Genomic DNA, 17,369 nt, shown 5'->3' with positions numbered 1-17,369 from the left:
TTGAAATGAAAAAAAGTATTATTGCATTGTTGGGTCTAGCCGTGATCCTTGGCGGTTGTTCAAACAAAGTCAGTTATGGTGATGCACAAGCGGTTGAAACAGTCACGGTGGATTTCGGTTCGACCGACTTGCAGAAAATCGCTGCGGATATGATCGACAGCATGATGATGTCTGGCTCCGTGTCGGCGATCACTCGCGATTCTCGCCCGATCGTCTTTGTTGAGCGCATCAAGAATAAAACCAGTGAACACATCGATACCGAATCCATCACGGATACCATCAGTACCAAAATGCTGAACTCTGGTAAATTCCGTTTCGTCGATATGGACCGCGTTGAAGCGGTTCGCGATCAGTTGAAGTTCCAGAACAACGACGAGCTTGTGAACCAAAGCACTGCGATTCAGTTTGGTAAAATGGTAGGCGCGGAATACATGTTGTATGGCAACTTGTCGAGCATCGTGAAAAATGCGGGCAGCAACACTGACGTGTATTACAAAATGACCATGCGTTTGATGGATCTAAAAACCGGTCTCATTGAATGGGCCGATGAAACTGAAATCCGCAAACAGCAGTCTAAAAGTTTCTTTGGAATGTAAACAGCCACGATAAGAGGTGAGTTATGGCGAGAATGTCATGGCGAGAAGCGTGTCAGCTCGATCCGACGCTGCAGTCCTTAACTCATTTCTTTGCGTACCCTCCTGAATACGCACAAACGCTGACGGGAGGGCTCACCAATCGGTGCTGGAAAGTGATGTGCCAGCATGGCCTGGCTTACGTGTGGCGTCCCGCCACGGCCATCACAAAAGCCTTTTCTATTTCCCGCTTTCAAGAATTTCAGATCCTCAAATCGATTGAATCCACCCAGATTGGCCCAGCGCCTGTCACCATTAATGATCAAGGGTTATTGGTGGAATGGATTGAAGGGGAATCGCTGACCCATCACTTGCCATTTGATGCTTTGCTGCGTACGCAGATTCGCATTCACGAGCTCACCATCTCACGCATTCCCGTGGCGCCGTTTAGCTTCACTGCACGGGTCGACCATTATTGGATGCAACTCAAAGCCGAATTGAAAACGGATGAAATCGAAAAGCTCTATCGCGATTGGCGTCATCCGCCCAACATTGAAGACGTACCTTATGCGCTGTGCCATTTCGATTTGGCGGGTTACAACATGGTGAAGACGGAGCACGGCAATAAAGTGATCGATTGGGAGTATGCCGCCATCGCCGATCCGCGGATGGATTTGGCGCTGAGTATCAATGTCGCGGGCGAAAAAATACTGGATTCGGTTTTTCGCTACTGCCAGTTGCGAGACATCGATGATGTCGATGTGTGGGTCGATGGTGTGAAAGCGTGGTTACCGCGCACCACTATGATGGCGATGCTGTGGTACTTGTTGGCGTATCAGTTGTGGGGCGATGAAAGCTATTACCAGCAGGCGTTGCATATTAAAGATACATTCTGTAGTTAGGATCACTGTTTGCACGCTTTGTTGCGGTAAATTAAATGCTAAGCCGTAAAAACCATGCGGTTCGTGGTAGATTAGAAATCCAAGGGAATCGGGGGATATTATGATTATTTATTTGCACGGGTTTGACTCAACCAGCCCAGGGAACCACGAGAAAGTCTTGCAGCTTCAATTCATCGACGACGATGTGCGCTTCATCAACTACAGCACGCTGCACCCTAAACACGACATGCAACACTTATTGAAAGAAGTGCATAAAGCGATTGAACAGTCGAATGATCCGCATCCTATTGTGTGTGGCGTTGGATTGGGGGGCTACTGGTCTGAGCGAATCGGATTTCTATGTGGTATCAAGCAGGTGATTTTCAATCCGAACCTGCATCCGGAACGTAACATGGTTGGCCGAATTGACCGCCCAGAAGAATACGACGACATCGCCACGAAATGTGTGGAACAGTACCGAGTGAAGAATAAAGGTCGCTGCTTGGTGATTTTGTCGCGTGAGGATGAATTCCTCAACAATCAGGACACGGCGAACGAACTTCAAGACTACTACGAGATCGTTTGGGATGAAGCGCAATCGCACAAGTTTAAGAAGATTTCACAGCATTTGCAGACCATGAAAGCGTTCAAAAATGCGTAAACGGTACAAATAATCAACGTTTTAACGGCCCCTGATTGGGGTCGTTTTTTTTCGCAAAAAAAGTACCGAATTCAGAGAATTCTTAGGTTGCGCCGGGAATTTACCTCTATATAATGTGCTTTCGCACAAAATAATTTGATAGATATCAAAAAAACAGAAAGAGCAAGCAAGAAAACTTGCCCGAATTTTTGCGTTAACCACGCTTTAGCCCAATTGACGTGTCGATAAATAAAAACAACAAAAGTTAAAACTGACATCGATACCCAGACGACAGTTTACAAAGAATTCTTTCGGTGCGAGTCATCGTGCCGAGCCATAGTTATTGATATTTGTTTTGAGGATTGTTGTTGTGACACGCATTATTGTAGTAGGCGGCGGCGCTGGTGGTCTTGAACTTGCGACCAAACTGGGCCGCACACTGGGCCGCAAAAACCGCGCAGACATTACACTGGTAGACCGTAAATCTTCCCACCTATGGAAACCGCTGTTGCACGAAGTGGCAACCGGCTCTTTGGATGAAGGGGTGGATGCGCTGAGTTACCGTGCCCACGCCAAAAACCACAGCTTTGAGTTTCAATTGGGTAGCCTTGAGTCGATTGATCGCGACAACAAAACCATTACGTTGAGCGAACTCAAAGACGAGCAGGGCGAATTGTTGATGCCAAAACGTGAGCTGCCATACGACCTTCTGGTACTGGCGATTGGTTCTACGTCTAACGATTTCAATACCCCTGGCGTTCGCGAACACTGTATCTTCCTAGATAGCCCTGAACAGGCCAATCGCTTCCGCACTGAAATGAATAACGAGTTCCTGAAACTGCATGCCAAAAATGGCAACGGTACCGTGGACATCGCAATTGTGGGTGCTGGTGCGACCGGCGTTGAGTTGTCAGCAGAGCTGCACAATGCCGTGAAAGAGCTGCATGCGTATGGCTTTGGCGACCTGGATTCAAGCAAGCTGAACGTGAACCTGATTGAAGCGGGTGAACGCATTCTACCTGCTCTGCCACCACGCATTTCTGCCGCGGCGCACAGTGAACTCACCAAGTTGGGCGTACACGTTCGCACTGCGACCATGGTGACTCAAGCGGACGCCGATGGCCTGACTACCAAAGATGGTGAAAAAATTCCCGCACAAATCATGGTTTGGGCTGCAGGTATCAAAGCGCCTGATTTCATGAAAGACATTGCGGGTTTGGAAACCAACCGCATTAACCAGTTGGTGGTCAAAGAGACACTGCAAACCACACGTGATGAGAACATCTTCGTGATTGGTGATTTGGCACAATGCACACAAGCGGATGGTTCATTTGTTCCGCCGCGCGCTCAGGCTGCGCACCAGATGGCAAGCCTCGCGTTTAAGAACATCGTGGCGAAGCTGATTGGACGTGAAATGAAACCGTATGTCTACAAAGATCACGGGTCGTTGGTGTCGCTGAGTCGCTTTTCAACCGTGGGTAGCCTGATGGGCAACCTGACCAAAGGGTCGATGATGGTGGAAGGTCGTATCGCGCGCGTGGTGTACATTTCACTCTATCGCATGCACCAAGTGGCGCTGCATGGCATCTTCAAAACGGGTTTGATGATGTTGGTTGGACGAATTAACCGCGTGTTGCGTCCAAACTTGAAATTGCACTAAGCTTTCGCATGAATGGCTTCTAAAAAGCCCCTTTCGGGGCTTTTTTATTATTCCGGGATCAGCGAATAGACAATGCCGTCTCTGGGCTCACCATCGAACAGAAAACGATTTCGAGCGATGCTCTCTTGCTCGGCGCCACAGGTGATGGCAAGGCGCTGACTGGCTGCGTTGAGCGGATCGCACACGATCTCCAGCCGCGTCAATTCAAGGCGACTAAAACAGAACTCAATCAGCGCATCAAGCGCTTCTTTTCCCATGCCGTGATGCTGATATGCATCGGCGATCCAATAGCCGAGGCTGGCCATATTAAACGTGTGGTAAAACTCGTTGATGGCGACCATGCCAATCAGTGTCTGCTGCTTTTTATCAAACACCCCGAATCCGTAGGCGTCGGCTTTGACCCAGTTCAGACGCGTGGCGAGAATAAAGCGTTCGGCCTCTTGCAGGGAAAATTGCGCGGAGCACCAATCAATCCATTGATGAAGGGAAGGGGAGTGACAGACACAGCGTCTCAGCTCCGTGGCTTCATCGAGGCTGATCAAGCGTAATTGTAGGCGCTGTGTGATGATCTGAAAATCAGGGCTCATAAGTCTCGACGGATAGGCGATGGACTGGCTTAAGTATAGAGAACCTGTCGGTATAAAAGAAACGCCCACAAGGGGCGCTTCTTTTTCGATTGATTTAGTTCGGATTGACGCGGCGAACTTGAATGATCATGCCCATCAGTGGGTGATCCAAGTAGTGCGTTTCACCACTGCGCATGCGACGCTTTTGATCCATGCGGTAGCTCTTGAGGAAGGATTCCACATCCACCGTTGGCGATACCGACTCCAAGTTGCCGGCTTGCACGGTGGCGTTTTGATCGTCTGGCGCGACATTCAGGTTGAGTTGCGCATCTTGCATCACCACATCACGCACGCTTGGCTCTTTCAAATCGAGCATGGCTTCGGCATATAAGTAGTGTTGAACGTAAATTTGTAGTGTGCCGTCAAGTTCATACAGGGGCTTGGCGATGCTCTCTTCCACCACGCCGCTAACGGGCGTATCCGTGGTTGCCTGTTTGCCCACTTCGCTGCCGTCAGGGTTAAACTGCTGCGAATAGTCTTTGCCCGCTTGAATATGGAAGATGGGTGCAGAGGCTCGGCCTTGGTCACCTTGACGCCATGCGGTGTGCAACAACACTTGGAAGCCGGCATGGTTTTTCAGTTTTTGGACTTCGTCGTTCAACTGATATTGAGAGTAAGCCAGCATTTGCACGCCTTTTGATTGACGGTAGCTGGTATCACCGAAGCTGCCCGCGCGCGAGACGTTGATTTCTGGCAGGCTGTTTGGCCATGATTCACTCACTTTTTCTGCATCCACTGCGCGTTTGAAGAGGATCACTTCAATATCGAACTGTCGCTGCGCCAAGCTTGGCATGGACACCAGCAAAAGTAATAGTGGGATCAGCTTTTTCATTATGACTCCGTAATTCGTGCCACAGCACGGTCTTCTTGTCCCTGTTGAACAGAGCTTGGCGCCTGAGGCCACGCTGAGTCAGCCAGGTATATCAAAAGAGCGTCACGCTCTTAGGCTGCTGGAAGTAGATTTTGCTGGAATTCATTCAGCATGTCTGCAACAAATTGAATTCTTTCTCTGCGATCGACCAGAGGTAAGGCAAATTTGAACTTGGTCGGCCCTTCCATTGCGAATTTCTTCGGCTGCGATTGCAGTAGTTTAACCAAAAACATCGGGTTAATGTCAGCATTTGGATAGAACTCAATGTAACCCCCTTTCTCATGCGCTTCAATTTTGCGAATTTTCAAACGCGCCGCATCGAGCTTGAGATCGGCGATGGCCAGTAAGTTCAGCGCCGCATCCGGCAGTTTACCAAAGCGGTCAATGAGCTCAACTTTCAGTTCGGTGAGCTCGTCGCTGTCAGCGACGCTGGCAATCTGCTTGTACATCGACAAACGCGTGTTGATGTCTGGAATGTAATCATCTGGCAGCAGCGCAGGAATTCGCAGTTCCACTTCCGTTTGCTCGCGCAGCAGGTCGTCTAGCGATGGCTCTTTGCCGGACTTCAATGCCTCAACCGCTTGTTCCAGCATCTCCATATAGAGCGTAAAACCAATCGACTGAATCTGACCGCTTTGCTCATCGCCCAGCAGTTCACCTGCGCCGCGAATTTCCAAATCGTGAGTCGCGAGAGTAAAGCCCGCGCCGAGGTCTTCCAGGGAGGCGATTGCTTCAAGGCGTTTCACCGCATCTTTGGTCATCGCTTTCGGATGCGGCGTCAGCAAGTAGGCGTATGCTTGATGGTGCGAACGACCCACGCGCCCACGCAACTGGTGCAACTGCGCTAAGCCCAAAGAGTCAGCGCGATCCATGATGATGGTGTTGGCGGTTGGTACGTCGATTCCGGTTTCAATGATGGTGGTGCACACCAACAGGTTAAAACGCTGGTGGTAGAAGTCGTTCATCACGCGTTCCAATTCGCGCTCACGCATCTGCCCATGGGCCACCGTGATGCGAGCCTCTGGGATCAGTTTCTCCAGATCTGCAGCGACTTTGTCGATGCTTTCGACTTGGTTGTGCAGGAAGTACACTTGACCACCCCGCATGATCTCACGCAGTACGGCTTCGCGGATCACGCTGTCTTCGCTTTGACGAACAAAGGTTTTGATCGCCATGCGGCGCGCGGGTGGTGTGGCGATGATCGACAGATCGCGCATGCCACTCATGGCCATGTTTAGCGTTCGCGGAATCGGTGTGGCCGTGAGGGTGAGAATGTCGACGTCCGCACGCATCGCTTTGACTTTCTCTTTCTGGCGCACACCAAAACGGTGTTCTTCATCGACAACTAGTAAACCCAAATCAGCAAACTTGATGTCGCTTGAAAGCAGTTTGTGGGTACCGACGACAATGTCTACTTTACCGTCGGCCACGTCTTGCAAAATGGCTTTCTGTTCTTTGGCCGATTTAAAGCGCGATAGCACTTCCACACGAATGGGCAGGTTGGCAAAACGGTCGCGGAAGTTTTCGAAATGTTGCTGGGCAAGCAGGGTCGTCGGGACCAACACCGCCACTTGTTTTCCGTTATCGGTGGCAACAAACGCAGCGCGCATTGCGACTTCGGTTTTCCCAAAGCCCACGTCACCACACACCAAACGATCCATCGCTTTGGGTTGACACATGTCCGACATCACGGCGTTAATCGCCATTGCTTGATCGTCGGTTTCTTCAAATGGGAAACCCGATTTAAACGTGGCGTACTGGTCGCGATCGAGCTGGAATTTATAACCCGGTTTGAGTTCACGTTTGGCGTATACATCCAGCAGCTCCGCGGCCACATCTCGCACTTTTTCGGCGGCTTTACGGCGCGCTTTCACCCAAGCTTCACCGCCCAATTTATGCAGCGGCGCGCTTTCTTCGGCGCCGCCAGAGTAGCGGCTGATGAGGTTTAGCGACGAAACCGGCACGTAGAGCTTGGCGTCATTTTGATATTCCAGCGTGACATATTCGGTGGTCATGCCGCCCGCTTCAAGGGTTTGCAAACCCACGTAGCGGCCGATGCCGTGATCGATATGCACCACCGGTTGACCAGGTTTCAGCTCTGCCAGATTACGAATCACAGCATCGCTGTTGGTGACTTTGCGTTCTTTCTTGCGTCGCTGAATGACGCGATCGCCCAACAAATCGCTTTCGCAAATCAGCGCCAGTTGCTGATCACCGAAGATAAAACCGTGTTCGGCAGAGCCCAAGATCAGCGAGAACTTATCGTCGCTCTGATAGGCTTGCATAAAATCAGCTTTGCTTTGCGGGCGCAGCTTGATGCGTTGCAGCAGTTCAAGCAGGGCTTCACGGCGACCTTCCGATTCAACCGAGAAAATCACTTTACCGGGAAAGCTTTCGCTAAATTGGCGCAGGGCGGCCAGAGGTTCTTTGTTCTGATGCTGCACCGCAAGATCGGGCAGGGGCTGTACGCTAGGATTCACGCGTCCGGCTTTCTCTTCTACCGGCGCTAAGCTGAGTTGGATTTGCGGCAGCGTTTTAAAGCGCGCAAACAGCTCATCTTTTTTCAACCACAATTCATCGGGCGGCAACAGCGGACGCAGCGGATCAATTTTGCGTTGATCGTAGCGGTAGTCGACATCGCTGAGGAAGTTGTCGATCGCGTTCTCTAACTGGCCGACACTCAGCAGTTGACTGCCAGCGGGCAGGTAATCAAAAAGAGTTTCGGTGTGGTCAAAAAACAGCGGTTGCCAATATTCAATCCCCGCCGGCCAAGTGCCTTTGGACACTTGCATGTAGACAGATTCTGGCTCGCGACGCGCTTCAAATCGGCCGCGCCAGCGGGTACGGAATTCCTCAATCGCCTGTTCGGTGGTGGGGAATTCATGCGCAGGCAGCAGGCGGATCGCGTCGATCTCGTCAATGGAACGTTGATTCTCGGGATCAAAGGTGCGAATGGTGTCGATTTCATCATCGAAGAAGTCGATGCGATACGGATCCGCACTGCCCATGGGGAACAGATCCAGAATCGACCCACGGCTGGCATATTCACCCGGGCCAAAAACTTGGTCGACATGACGATAGCCAGAATTTTCAAGTTGCACGCGTAATTTATCTAATGAGAACCGATCGCCTCGGTTAACCATCAAGGTATGTTGCAGCAGATAATCACGCGGCGTTTGACGTTGCAGTAATGTGCTCACTGGCACAATGGTAATGCCTTGCGACAGCGACGGCAGTTGATACAGGCGCGAAATACGCTCAGAAATGATCTCTTGATGCGGTGAGAAATTATCGTACGGCAATGTTTCCCAATCGGGGAACAGGGCGACGTTTGCTTGACTGAACTGTTCAATTTCCTGCAACAGTTTAAGCGCCGTTTGTGGATCCGGCACGGCAAGCAGTGTGTGGCCTTGATGTTGATTGGCCAACTCGGCAATGGCTAACGCCAAACTGGCGCCATGAAGATTACCAACGTGTTTTTTGTCTCCCGCACCAGAGGCGGCAGGCAGAGAGAATAAAGTTTGTGTTGTCATGGTAACGCTTATGATTTGTCTCGGTCTAAAGAGCGTTGACGTAGCAGCTTTTGCTGTTGGTAGAGCGCGGCTTTAATCAATAGATCTTGATCGGCATCGCGCAGTAGTTCGTAACGTACCGTCACGATAAACTGATTGTCTTCAGCTTCGCAAGCCGTTACTTGGCCATAGCAGTAAATCGCTGCGGCTGGGTGTTCCAAGAACAGTTTGGCGCGCATTTGTTGTCCGGCTTGCACCGCGTATTTGGCGCGGTAGGTAAACTGGCTGGCGCCGAAGCTGATCGTGAAGGTGCGATAGGCCGGATCGTCTTGCTGCGACAGCATAAAGCTCAGGAGCAAATTCAGCTTGGAGTTTTGCGTTTCCAAGAGCTGAATAACATGTTTGAAATCGCTGCTTTTGAGTTCAAGTCTGGCGGCATCGTTGAGTTGATCCAGTTGGCTGAATTCGCTCGCCACGACGAAAGGCGCCGGAATTTCAGCTTCAAAATCCAGTGGAGAAGGCAGCAGAAAGTCGGCCGGCATCGGCTCAACATTGATGTTCAGTGCGTGATGCACCGTGAAATATTCTTGGTCAATCATAGTGTGTTCCTTCTCACCTCTGTGTTGATTATCGTCATACGGACCAAGTAATCAAGGTATGTCATTGTTATTGGTGTGAATTAAAGCGCCTCTTACAGAGATTTAGCAAAGAAAAACTACAACCTTGGCTGGATTCTCGTTACAGTAGCGCTATCCTATTTGATTGGTTTTCATTATGTTTCATCCGATTTCTACCTTCATCGGGCTACGCTATCTGCGCGGACGTTCCGGTGACCGGTTCAGTCGATTCGTGTCTTATATGTCCACCGCCGGTATCACCATCGGTGTGATGGCGTTGGTCACGGTACTCTCCGTGATGAATGGCTTTGAAGCGCAGCTCAAAAGCCGCATCCTTGGCGTATTGCCACAAGCGGTGATTTCCCAAGCGCAGGACAAAACGGCGCTGACCGATACCGCGCCAGCCTTCATCCGCGCACTCTCCACGCAACGTGAACCCGAACCCATTGTTCGCAGTGAAGCTGTGATTCAAAGTGCCTCTCAACTTTCGGCCGGATTGATGGTCGGCATCGCGCCGAACCAACATGACCCGATTGGCGACTATTTGATTGCAGGGCGTTTGGCATCGTTAATGGAAGGGGAATATCGCGTCTTTCTCGGCCATACGCTGGCGCGCAATCTGAATGTGTCGGTGGGCGACAAAGTGCGTTTGATGGTCACCAGTGCGAGCCAATTTACACCGCTGGGTCGCATTCCCAGTCAGCGCAATTTCACTGTCGCTGGCATTTTCAACACCGGTTCCGATGTGGATGGTCAGTTAATGATTACGCACATTCATGATGCGGGCAAACTGCTGCGCTTTGACGATCAAACGGTCTCGGGTTGGCGCTTGTTCTTTAACGATCCGTTTGTGGTGGGGGAATTATCGAAAACGGCCCTGCCTGATGGGTGGCAATGGAGCGACTGGCGCGATCAACGCGGTGAACTGTTTCAAGCCGTGCGTATGGAAAAGAACATGATGGGTTTGATGTTGGGGCTTATCGTTGGTGTGGCGGCGTTCAATATTATTTCGGCGCTGATCATGGTGGTGATGGAGAAGCAGGCGGAAGTCGCAATTTTGAAAACCCAAGGCATGACCGACCGCCAAGTGCTGGCGATTTTCATGGTTCAGGGTGCCAGTAGTGGGGTGATCGGCGCGATGGTCGGCGGCGCGTTGGGGGTGCTTGTGGCAAAGTATCTCAATACCTTGATGGCGACACTTGGTGTGGCGCTGTTTCCGATGGGCGGTGAGCTGCCGGTGCTGATTAATCCGCTACAAATTTGTGTTGTCGTGCTGTTAGCGATTGTGCTGAGCTTACTGGCAACGTTGTTTCCTTCTTACCGCGCATCTTCTGTCAAACCCGCTGAGGCTCTCCGTTATGAATAACCTTTTACGTTGTCACCACGTTTGTAAAACTTATCAAGAAGGCGATCTTCAGACGCAGGTGTTGAAAGGGGTGAGCTTTGAATTGCAACAAGGCGAACTCGCATCGATCATTGGTACGTCGGGGTCGGGCAAAAGTACGTTGCTGCACATTCTTGGGGCGCTAGATGATGCGTCTGAAGGCCATGTGGAGTTCTTAGGCCAGCAACTCAGTTCACTCAGCTCAAACAAGCAAGCCAAAATTCGTAATCAGCATTTGGGTTTTGTGTACCAGTTCCACCACTTGCTGGCGGACTTTAGTGCGCTGGAAAACGTGGCGATGCCGTTGCTGATTAGCGGTCAAAAAGTGGCTCAGGCGAAACAAGAAGCGGCAGCACTGCTGGCGCGAGTTGGATTGTCGCATCGTCTGGAACATCGACCTGCTGAACTGTCTGGTGGTGAACGTCAGCGTGTGGCGATTGCGCGAGCGTTGGTGAATAAGCCGGATTTGGTACTGGCGGATGAACCGACGGGCAACCTTGACCACAACACCGCCTTGTCCATTTACGATTTAATGCGAGAGCTCAATCGTGAGTCTGGCACGGCCTTTTTGGTGGTGACGCATGATGGTGAATTGGCGGCGAAAATGGATCGTCAATTGCACATGCAAGATGGTCTGCTACTGAATGTGGGGGAAGCGTAAGTGTTGGCTTCTCTGTCGCTGTTCATCGGCAGTCGTTTTAGTCGCGCGAAACAGCGCAACAAAATGGTGTCGTTTATTTCCCTCTCGTCAACCATTGGCATTGCTGTCGGTGTGGCGGTGATCATCATTGGCTTATCGGCCATGAATGGGTTTGAACGTGAGCTGCAAAATCGCGTGTTGTCGGTCATCCCGCATGGGGAGTTTGAAGGGGTGCGCGGCCCGGTGCAAAACTGGCAAGCCGTCGTGGCGCAGGCGACCCAGGATCCTGAAGTGTTAGCGGCTGCGCCATACGTGAAATTTACCGCGCTGGCTGAGCGAGGCACACAACTCAAAGCGATTGAAGTGCGTGGGGTTGATCCAAGCATGGAACAAGCGGTGTCGCGTTTGTCGCAGTTTGTGACGGATGAGGCATGGTCCCGGTTTGTGCCTGGCGAGCAACAAGTGATTCTGGGCAAAGGTGTGGCCGATCAACTGGGCGCCAAAGTCGGTGACTATGTCACGTTAATGATCCCTACCGCCGATGGTTCGTCGCGCGTTCAGGCGCCGCGCCGCATTCGCGTGCAGATCACGGGTTTGCTTGCGCTCAATGGTCAGATAGACCACAGCTTGGCCCTGTTGCCCTTGGAAGATGCGCAGCAATACGCGCGCTTGGATCACGCGGTGACTGGCGTGTCGATCAAAGTGTCAGATGTGCTGCGTGCCAATCAGATCGTACGTTCTGTTGGCAATACATTGAACGAGTACGTGTACCTGCGCAGCTGGCAGCAGAAATTTGGTTTTCTCTATCGCGACATTCAGATGGTGCGCACCATCATGTATTTGGTGATGGTGCTCGTGATTGGGGTGGCGAGCTTTAACATTGTTTCCACGCTGATGATGGCGGTGAAAGACCGCGCCGCGGAAATCGCTATTCTGCGCACCATGGGCGCGACGGATGGATTGGTGAAACGAATTTTTGTTTGGCAGGGTGTGTTCTCTGGCGTACTGGGTAGTATTGTCGGTAGCGTGTTTGGTGTTGTGGTGGCATTTAACCTGACGCCATTGGTCAAAGGGTTGGAAACGCTGATTGGCCACCATTTCTTATCGGGGGATATCTACTTTGTCGATTTTCTGCCGTCGCAGGTCGACAGTGGGGATGTCCTGCTGGTGTCGGGCACGGCGATTATCTTGAGCCTACTTGCAACATGGTATCCCGCTGCGCGCGCCAGCAAACTGAATCCGGCGCGTGTCCTGAGCAGCAAGTAGCCGCGATGAAGTAAACGCTAACGCAATAAAAAAGGACCCGTCGGGTCCTTTTTTCATACTGAGTCTACAACGAATTGCAGACCAGAATTCTTTATCGCTCTCAGCGTTACACAAAGCTTACTTCATGCCGACGTGTTCAGATTATCTTAGATGCCACTTTACTGGTACGACGTTTTTTCCAACTGCGCACCACCGAATAACGCCATAGACCGCGAATACCAAAATAGCCCAGTAGCGAAGCGGTTACACCGCAGACGGCACACCCAAGTAAGAACGGAGGGCCGATGGTGCTCATTTGCTGCATGATGAAGTCCCACGTCGCCTCAAAATGAAACGGTTGAGGCGGCACGTTCATCAGCAAGGCACCGACTTTGTAACAGAAGTAGAAAATTACGGGCATCGTGATGGGATTGGTAATCCAGACCAAGGCGATGGATAAAGGCAAGTTGACACCGAACAGAATCGCGAGACCGGCAGCCATGATCATTTGGCTTGGCAGTGGCACAAATGCCATGAATAGACCAACAGCAAACGCACCGGCAGCAGAGCGTCGATTGAGACACCACAAGTTTGGGTTATAAAGCACATTGCCAAAAACTTTTAATGCCTTTTGACGTTTGATGACGTCGTGGTCAGGCATAAACCGCTTAATGAATTTTCTTGGCATAGGGGAACATGACTCTCTATTCGAATTATTGGATGCTCATTTCGTTCTCGCTCACCGTCTTGTCTGCACCCTATTGGCCGCGGATGCCAAGTTGGGGTTTTGCATTCATTTGCCTTGTCGCTCTGATGGGCACCGTATTAGTCACTCGGCTCAGAGGATGGGGCGGGATCGCGTTTGCCGTGTTAGTGATAGTAACACATGGCAACGTAATGAGATCTCAATCCAACACTATTTTTCAAGCAGGGCAGGATATTACCATAAAAGGAGAGGTTGACAGCTTTTTTAAGCAAATAAGTTACGGGAATGAAGGCAGTATCGTGGTGAGATCAATTAACGGTCAACAATTGCCCACCTTTCGTCAGCCGATTGTCCGATTAGTCGCGCCCATTGCACTCCATATCGGCGATCAGGTGACGTTTTCAGTCACGGTGAAACCGATTTATGGACGCCTCAATGAAACCGGATTTGATATAGAAGCATACTATCTCAGCCAAGGTTGGGTTGCTCGCGCGACCGTCAAACCGCAGTCGGCGTTTTCGGTCGTCTCTCGACCCAGCTGGCGGGACACTTTGCACCAAAAAATCCAAGTTGCTACGCAACATCTCCAAGCACAAGGCATGATTTTGGCGCTGACGTTTGGCGACCGCAATGGCATTCAGGAAGATGACTGGCGCGCGCTTCGCGACAGCGGATTAATCCATTTGGTTGCGATATCTGGATTGCACATCGGCATGGCTTTCGCTGTGGGTTATTTGTTGGGAAGCGCGTTAATGCGCATCCACGTGAACGCGCTGTGGCTGCCATGGATCGTCGGTCTGCTGATGGCCACGGTGTACGCGTGGTTGGCTGGATTTACCTTGCCGACACAGCGCGCGTTGCTCATGTGTACGCTGAATGTACTATTGACGATGAGCGGGTGGCGCATCACGGCTGTGCAGCGCATTCTGTTGACACTGGGCGCGTTGCTGCTGGTGTCGCCATTTGCGCCGCTGTCGATGAGTTTTTGGTTGTCGTTCTTGGCCGTCGCGGTCGTGCTGTATCAACTTGCGAGTCGTTCATCGACGCAACGTGGATGGCGACAGCTTGTCATGACGCAGTGTACGTTGGTTCTATTGATGACGCCGATCTCTGCGATGTTTTTCTCTGGTTTTAGCCTATCGTCGGCGCTCTACAACTTGGTGTTTATTCCGTGGTTCAGTGTGGTGATTGTGCCGCTGCTGTTCTTGGGGTTGGTCTTGACGTCGCTGTTTGAGCAAGTCGATTGGATATGGACGCTGATTGATCTCAGCTTTTGGCCTTTGAGTCAGGCATTAACACTCTCTGAATCCAGTTGGGTGGCAGTCAGTCATGCCACCACGTTCGTGTTGTGCGCTGGCGGGATCGGTTGGGTGCTGCGTCCATTGCTGAGTCGCGATGCCCGAATCGCTGTGGCACTACTCGCGCTTGGCATGTGGGAGTTCAATTCGCCCAAGGATCGCTGGCGCATTGATGTGCTTGATGTTGGCCATGGTCTGGCGGTGCTGATTGAGCGCCAGCAGCGCGTGTTGCTCTATGACACCGGCAGTGGTTGGCCTGATGGCAGTTACGTGCGCTCACTGGTGGTGCCACTGCTCCATCAACGTGGCGTGCATCAACTGGATGGCTTGATTATCAGTCATATGGATAGCGATCATGCAGGCGGTTTGGCGGATGCGCAGCAATGGTTGTCTCCGTCATGGGTATTGGCCAGTCAACGTCAACCCCAATGGCGAACGTGTGTTGCAGGGCAACAATGGGATTGGCAGGGGCTGAGATTACAGGCGTTGTGGCCGCCGAAAACGGTCTCGCGCGCGCACAATGTGCACTCCTGCGTGCTGAGGCTCAGCGATCCTGAATATGGTCATTCCGTGTTGTTGGCTGGCGATGTGACGGCAGTCGGTGAGTGGTTACTCAGTCGCCAAGCCAAAGATATCAAGAGCGATATCATGATTGTGCCGCATCATGGTAGCAAAACTTCCTCGACCGCTCGCTTTATCGAACACGTGGCGCCGCAGGTGGCAATCGCCTCGTTGGCCAAAGGCAATCAATGGCATCTGCCCGCTCAAGACGTGGTTCAACGCTATCAAGCGACTGGGGCAAAGTGGCTGGATACGGGGGAGGCGGGGCAAATCACCCTCAGCTATCGCGCAGAAACTCGTCTATTATCAACATTGCGCCAGTCAGGATATCCCCCTTGGTATAGGCAGATGCTACGTAAAGGGGTAGAATGACCGCAATATTGTCATCAAAATAAAGCTTATCTATGTCACTGAATTCTGACGAAACCACTTGGCAAACTTTTAAACGCTTGTGGACCTATATTCGCCTTTACAAAGCGGGCTTGGTGGTTGCAGTAATCGCACTGGTGGTGAACGCTGTTTCTGATACTTATATGATTTCGTTGTTGAAACCTTTGCTGGATGAAGGTTTTGGCCAAGCGGAGTCCAATTTTCTGAAAACGCTGCCGTTCATCATTCTGGGGTTGATGATGGTGCGCGGCATCAGTAGCTTTGTCTCTTCCTATTGCCTCAGTTGGGTGTCGGGGAATGTGGTGATGTTGATGCGTCGCCGTATTTTCAATCAGTTCATGCACATGCCGGTCAGCTTCTTTGACCGCGAGTCTACGGGCGGATTGCTCTCACGCATTACCTACGATACCGAACAAGTCGCGGGCGCAACCAGTAAAGCGCTGGTGAGTATCGTACGTGAAGGTGCGAGCATTGTCGGCCTCCTCGTGTTGATGTTTTGGAACAGCTGGCAGTTGTCGCTGGTGCTCTTGGTGGTCGCGCCTGTCGTGGCGATGGGGATCAGCGTCGTGTCGAAGCGCTTTCGTAAGATTTCCAAAAGCATGCAAACCACGATGGGTCATGTGACGTCTTCTGCCGAGCAGATGTTGAAAGGCCACAAAGTGGTGCTGAGTTACGGTGGCCAAAACGTGGAAACAAAGCGTTTTGAAACTGTGAGTAATAAGATGCGCCAGCAAACCATGAAGCTGGTTTCTGCGCAGTCCATTGCCAACCCAGTGATTCAAATGATTGCATCAATGGCGCTGGTGGCAGTGCTGTACTTAGCAAGCTTTGATTCCATTCGTGACCAACTGACTCCGGGGACGTTCACGGTGATTTTCTCGGCCATGTTTGGCTTGATGCGTCCACTCAAAGCATTGACCAACGTGACTTCTGATTTCCAACGCGGTATGGCTGCAAGCCAAACGTTGTTCCAACTGATGGCGCTAGAAACCGAAAACGACACCGGTAAATTTGAAACCGATAAAGTGCGCGGTGACATTGCGGTGAAAGATGTGACGTTCACTTACCAAGGCAAAGAAAAGCCCGCGTTGTCGCATGTGAGTTTTACCATTCCACAAGGCAAAACCGTGGCACTGGTTGGCCGTTCTGGGTCGGGTAAGTCGACCATCGCCAATCTGTTTACACGCTTTTATGATGTGGATTCTGGCTCGATCACGCTTGATGAACATGACATTCGCGATTACAAACTGACCAACCTGCGCCAGCATTTTGCTTTGGTTTCGCAAAACGTTCACCTGTTCAACGACACCATTGCCAACAACATTGCGTATGCGGCGGAAGGCAACTACACGCGTGAACAGATTGAAGAAGCGGCGCGTTTGGCGCATGCGATGGACTTCGTGCAGAACATGGATGACGGCTTGGATACCATGATTGGTGAAAATGGTGCGAGCCTGTCTGGTGGTCAGCGTCAACGCATTGCGATTGCGCGAGCTTTGCTGCGCGATGCGCCGGTCTTGATTCTTGATGAAGCGACATCTGCACTGGATACCGAATCGGAACGTGCGATTCAAGCGGCTCTCGATGAGCTGCAGAAGAACAAAACAGTGCTGGTGATTGCGCACCGCCTGTCGACGATCGAACAAGCCGATGAGATTCTGGTGGTTGATGAGGGCGAAATTATCGAACGCGGTAAGCACGCTGAATTGCTGGCTAAAGATGGTGCTTACGCGCAATTGCACCGCATTCAGTTCGGTGAATAATTC

General features: G+C 51.4%; 14 protein-coding genes. 9 read left to right on the top strand and 5 right to left on the bottom strand.

The window, feature by feature from the left end:
- Positions 1–5 precede the first annotated feature (5 nt).
- The 4 genes from lpoB (at position 6) to VFA_RS09360 (ending at position 3,753) form a co-directional block, all read left to right on the top strand.
- Positions 6–596: a penicillin-binding protein activator LpoB gene (gene lpoB / locus VFA_RS09375; protein WP_004726464.1), complete on the top strand. Its 591-nt coding sequence runs from the start codon at positions 6–8 to the stop codon at positions 594–596.
- 23 nt (positions 597–619) lie between these two features.
- Positions 620–1,474, top strand: a complete 855-nt coding sequence (locus VFA_RS09370) for a phosphotransferase (RefSeq protein ID WP_038151331.1) — start codon at positions 620–622, stop codon at positions 1,472–1,474.
- 100 nt (positions 1,475–1,574) lie between these two features.
- Positions 1,575–2,114 (top strand): alpha/beta hydrolase YcfP, encoded by a 540-nt coding sequence (gene ycfP, locus VFA_RS09365; RefSeq protein ID WP_004726462.1) that lies wholly within the window; start codon positions 1,575–1,577, stop codon positions 2,112–2,114.
- 349 nt (positions 2,115–2,463) lie between these two features.
- Positions 2,464–3,753, top strand: a complete 1,290-nt coding sequence (locus VFA_RS09360; RefSeq protein WP_004726461.1) for an NAD(P)/FAD-dependent oxidoreductase — start codon at positions 2,464–2,466, stop codon at positions 3,751–3,753.
- Positions 3,754–3,800: 47 nt separating this feature from the next.
- On the opposite strand, the gene VFA_RS09355 is transcribed toward VFA_RS09360, so the two are convergent.
- The 4 genes from VFA_RS09355 to VFA_RS09340 all read right to left on the bottom strand — a co-directional run bounded on the left by VFA_RS09355 (position 3,801) and on the right by VFA_RS09340 (position 9,361).
- Complete coding sequence (locus tag VFA_RS09355) at positions 3,801–4,340, bottom strand: GNAT family N-acetyltransferase (protein WP_004726460.1); 540 nt, start codon at positions 4,338–4,340, stop codon at positions 3,801–3,803.
- A gap of 94 nt (positions 4,341–4,434) precedes the next feature.
- On the bottom strand, positions 4,435–5,211 hold the full coding sequence (locus VFA_RS09350) for a peptidoglycan binding protein CsiV (RefSeq protein WP_004726459.1): 777 nt from the start codon (positions 5,209–5,211) through the stop codon (positions 4,435–4,437).
- A 110-nt stretch (positions 5,212–5,321) separates the two neighbouring features.
- A complete protein-coding gene (mfd, locus tag VFA_RS09345) occupies positions 5,322–8,783 on the bottom strand; it encodes a transcription-repair coupling factor (RefSeq protein WP_004726458.1) in 3,462 nt (1,153 codons plus the stop codon).
- 8 nt (positions 8,784–8,791) lie between these two features.
- Positions 8,792–9,361: a hypothetical protein gene (locus tag VFA_RS09340; RefSeq protein WP_004726457.1), complete on the bottom strand. Its 570-nt coding sequence runs from the start codon at positions 9,359–9,361 to the stop codon at positions 8,792–8,794.
- Between the two features lie 175 nt (positions 9,362–9,536).
- Here VFA_RS09340 and lolC point away from each other — a divergent pair, with 175 nt between their 5' ends.
- From lolC to lolE, 3 genes are read left to right on the top strand one after another with little or no spacing between them, the layout of a single operon-like run.
- Positions 9,537–10,745, top strand: coding sequence for a lipoprotein-releasing ABC transporter permease subunit LolC (lolC, locus tag VFA_RS09335; RefSeq protein WP_038151330.1), 1,209 nt, complete (start codon positions 9,537–9,539; stop codon positions 10,743–10,745).
- Complete coding sequence (lolD, locus tag VFA_RS09330; RefSeq protein ID WP_004726455.1) at positions 10,738–11,424, top strand: lipoprotein-releasing ABC transporter ATP-binding protein LolD; 687 nt, start codon at positions 10,738–10,740, stop codon at positions 11,422–11,424. Before lolC ends, lolD begins: the two co-directional genes overlap by 8 nt.
- Positions 11,425–12,669 (top strand): lipoprotein-releasing ABC transporter permease subunit LolE, encoded by a 1,245-nt coding sequence (gene lolE, locus VFA_RS09325; protein ID WP_004726454.1) that lies wholly within the window; start codon positions 11,425–11,427, stop codon positions 12,667–12,669.
- A gap of 136 nt (positions 12,670–12,805) precedes the next feature.
- On the opposite strand, the gene VFA_RS09320 is transcribed toward lolE, so the two are convergent.
- Positions 12,806–13,336, bottom strand: coding sequence for a DUF2062 domain-containing protein (locus VFA_RS09320; protein ID WP_004726453.1), 531 nt, complete (start codon positions 13,334–13,336; stop codon positions 12,806–12,808).
- 8 nt (positions 13,337–13,344) lie between these two features.
- On the opposite strand from VFA_RS09320, the gene VFA_RS09315 reads away from it, so the two are divergent.
- The gene (locus tag VFA_RS09315) at positions 13,345–15,585 is read left to right on the top strand and encodes a DNA internalization-related competence protein ComEC/Rec2 (protein WP_081454437.1); all 2,241 of its coding nucleotides are present in this window, start codon (positions 13,345–13,347) and stop codon (positions 15,583–15,585) included.
- Positions 15,586–15,617: 32 nt separating this feature from the next.
- Positions 15,618–17,366: a lipid A ABC transporter ATP-binding protein/permease MsbA gene (gene msbA / locus VFA_RS09310; protein WP_004726451.1), complete on the top strand. Its 1,749-nt coding sequence runs from the start codon at positions 15,618–15,620 to the stop codon at positions 17,364–17,366.
- Positions 17,367–17,369 lie beyond the last annotated feature (3 nt).

The organism is Vibrio furnissii CIP 102972 (assembly GCF_000176175.1).
GTDB classification, from domain to species: domain Bacteria; phylum Pseudomonadota; class Gammaproteobacteria; order Enterobacterales; family Vibrionaceae; genus Vibrio; species Vibrio furnissii.
The sequence above is the reverse complement of the archived record's forward strand: the minus strand, read 5'-3'. Positions and strand labels throughout refer to the sequence as shown.

Excerpts from the sequence above, each read along its gene's own strand:
- ycfP (WP_004726462.1), top strand. The coding sequence starts at position 1,575 with ATGATTATTTATTTGCACGGGTTTGACTCAACCAGCCCAGGGAACCAC.
- VFA_RS09340 (WP_004726457.1), bottom strand. The coding sequence starts at position 9,361 with ATGATTGACCAAGAATATTTCACGGTGCATCACGCACTGAACATCAAT.
- VFA_RS09370 (WP_038151331.1), top strand. The coding sequence starts at position 620 with ATGGCGAGAATGTCATGGCGAGAAGCGTGTCAGCTCGATCCGACGCTG.
- msbA (WP_004726451.1), top strand. The coding sequence starts at position 15,618 with ATGTCACTGAATTCTGACGAAACCACTTGGCAAACTTTTAAACGCTTG.
- VFA_RS09355 (WP_004726460.1), bottom strand. The coding sequence starts at position 4,340 with ATGAGCCCTGATTTTCAGATCATCACACAGCGCCTACAATTACGCTTG.
- mfd (WP_004726458.1), bottom strand. The coding sequence starts at position 8,783 with ATGACAACACAAACTTTATTCTCTCTGCCTGCCGCCTCTGGTGCGGGA.
- VFA_RS09350 (WP_004726459.1), bottom strand. The coding sequence starts at position 5,211 with ATGAAAAAGCTGATCCCACTATTACTTTTGCTGGTGTCCATGCCAAGC.
- lolC (WP_038151330.1), top strand. The coding sequence starts at position 9,537 with ATGTTTCATCCGATTTCTACCTTCATCGGGCTACGCTATCTGCGCGGA.
- lolD (WP_004726455.1), top strand. The coding sequence starts at position 10,738 with ATGAATAACCTTTTACGTTGTCACCACGTTTGTAAAACTTATCAAGAA.
- VFA_RS09320 (WP_004726453.1), bottom strand. The coding sequence starts at position 13,336 with ATGCCAAGAAAATTCATTAAGCGGTTTATGCCTGACCACGACGTCATC.
- lpoB (WP_004726464.1), top strand. The coding sequence starts at position 6 with ATGAAAAAAAGTATTATTGCATTGTTGGGTCTAGCCGTGATCCTTGGC.
- VFA_RS09315 (WP_081454437.1), top strand. The coding sequence starts at position 13,345 with ATGACTCTCTATTCGAATTATTGGATGCTCATTTCGTTCTCGCTCACC.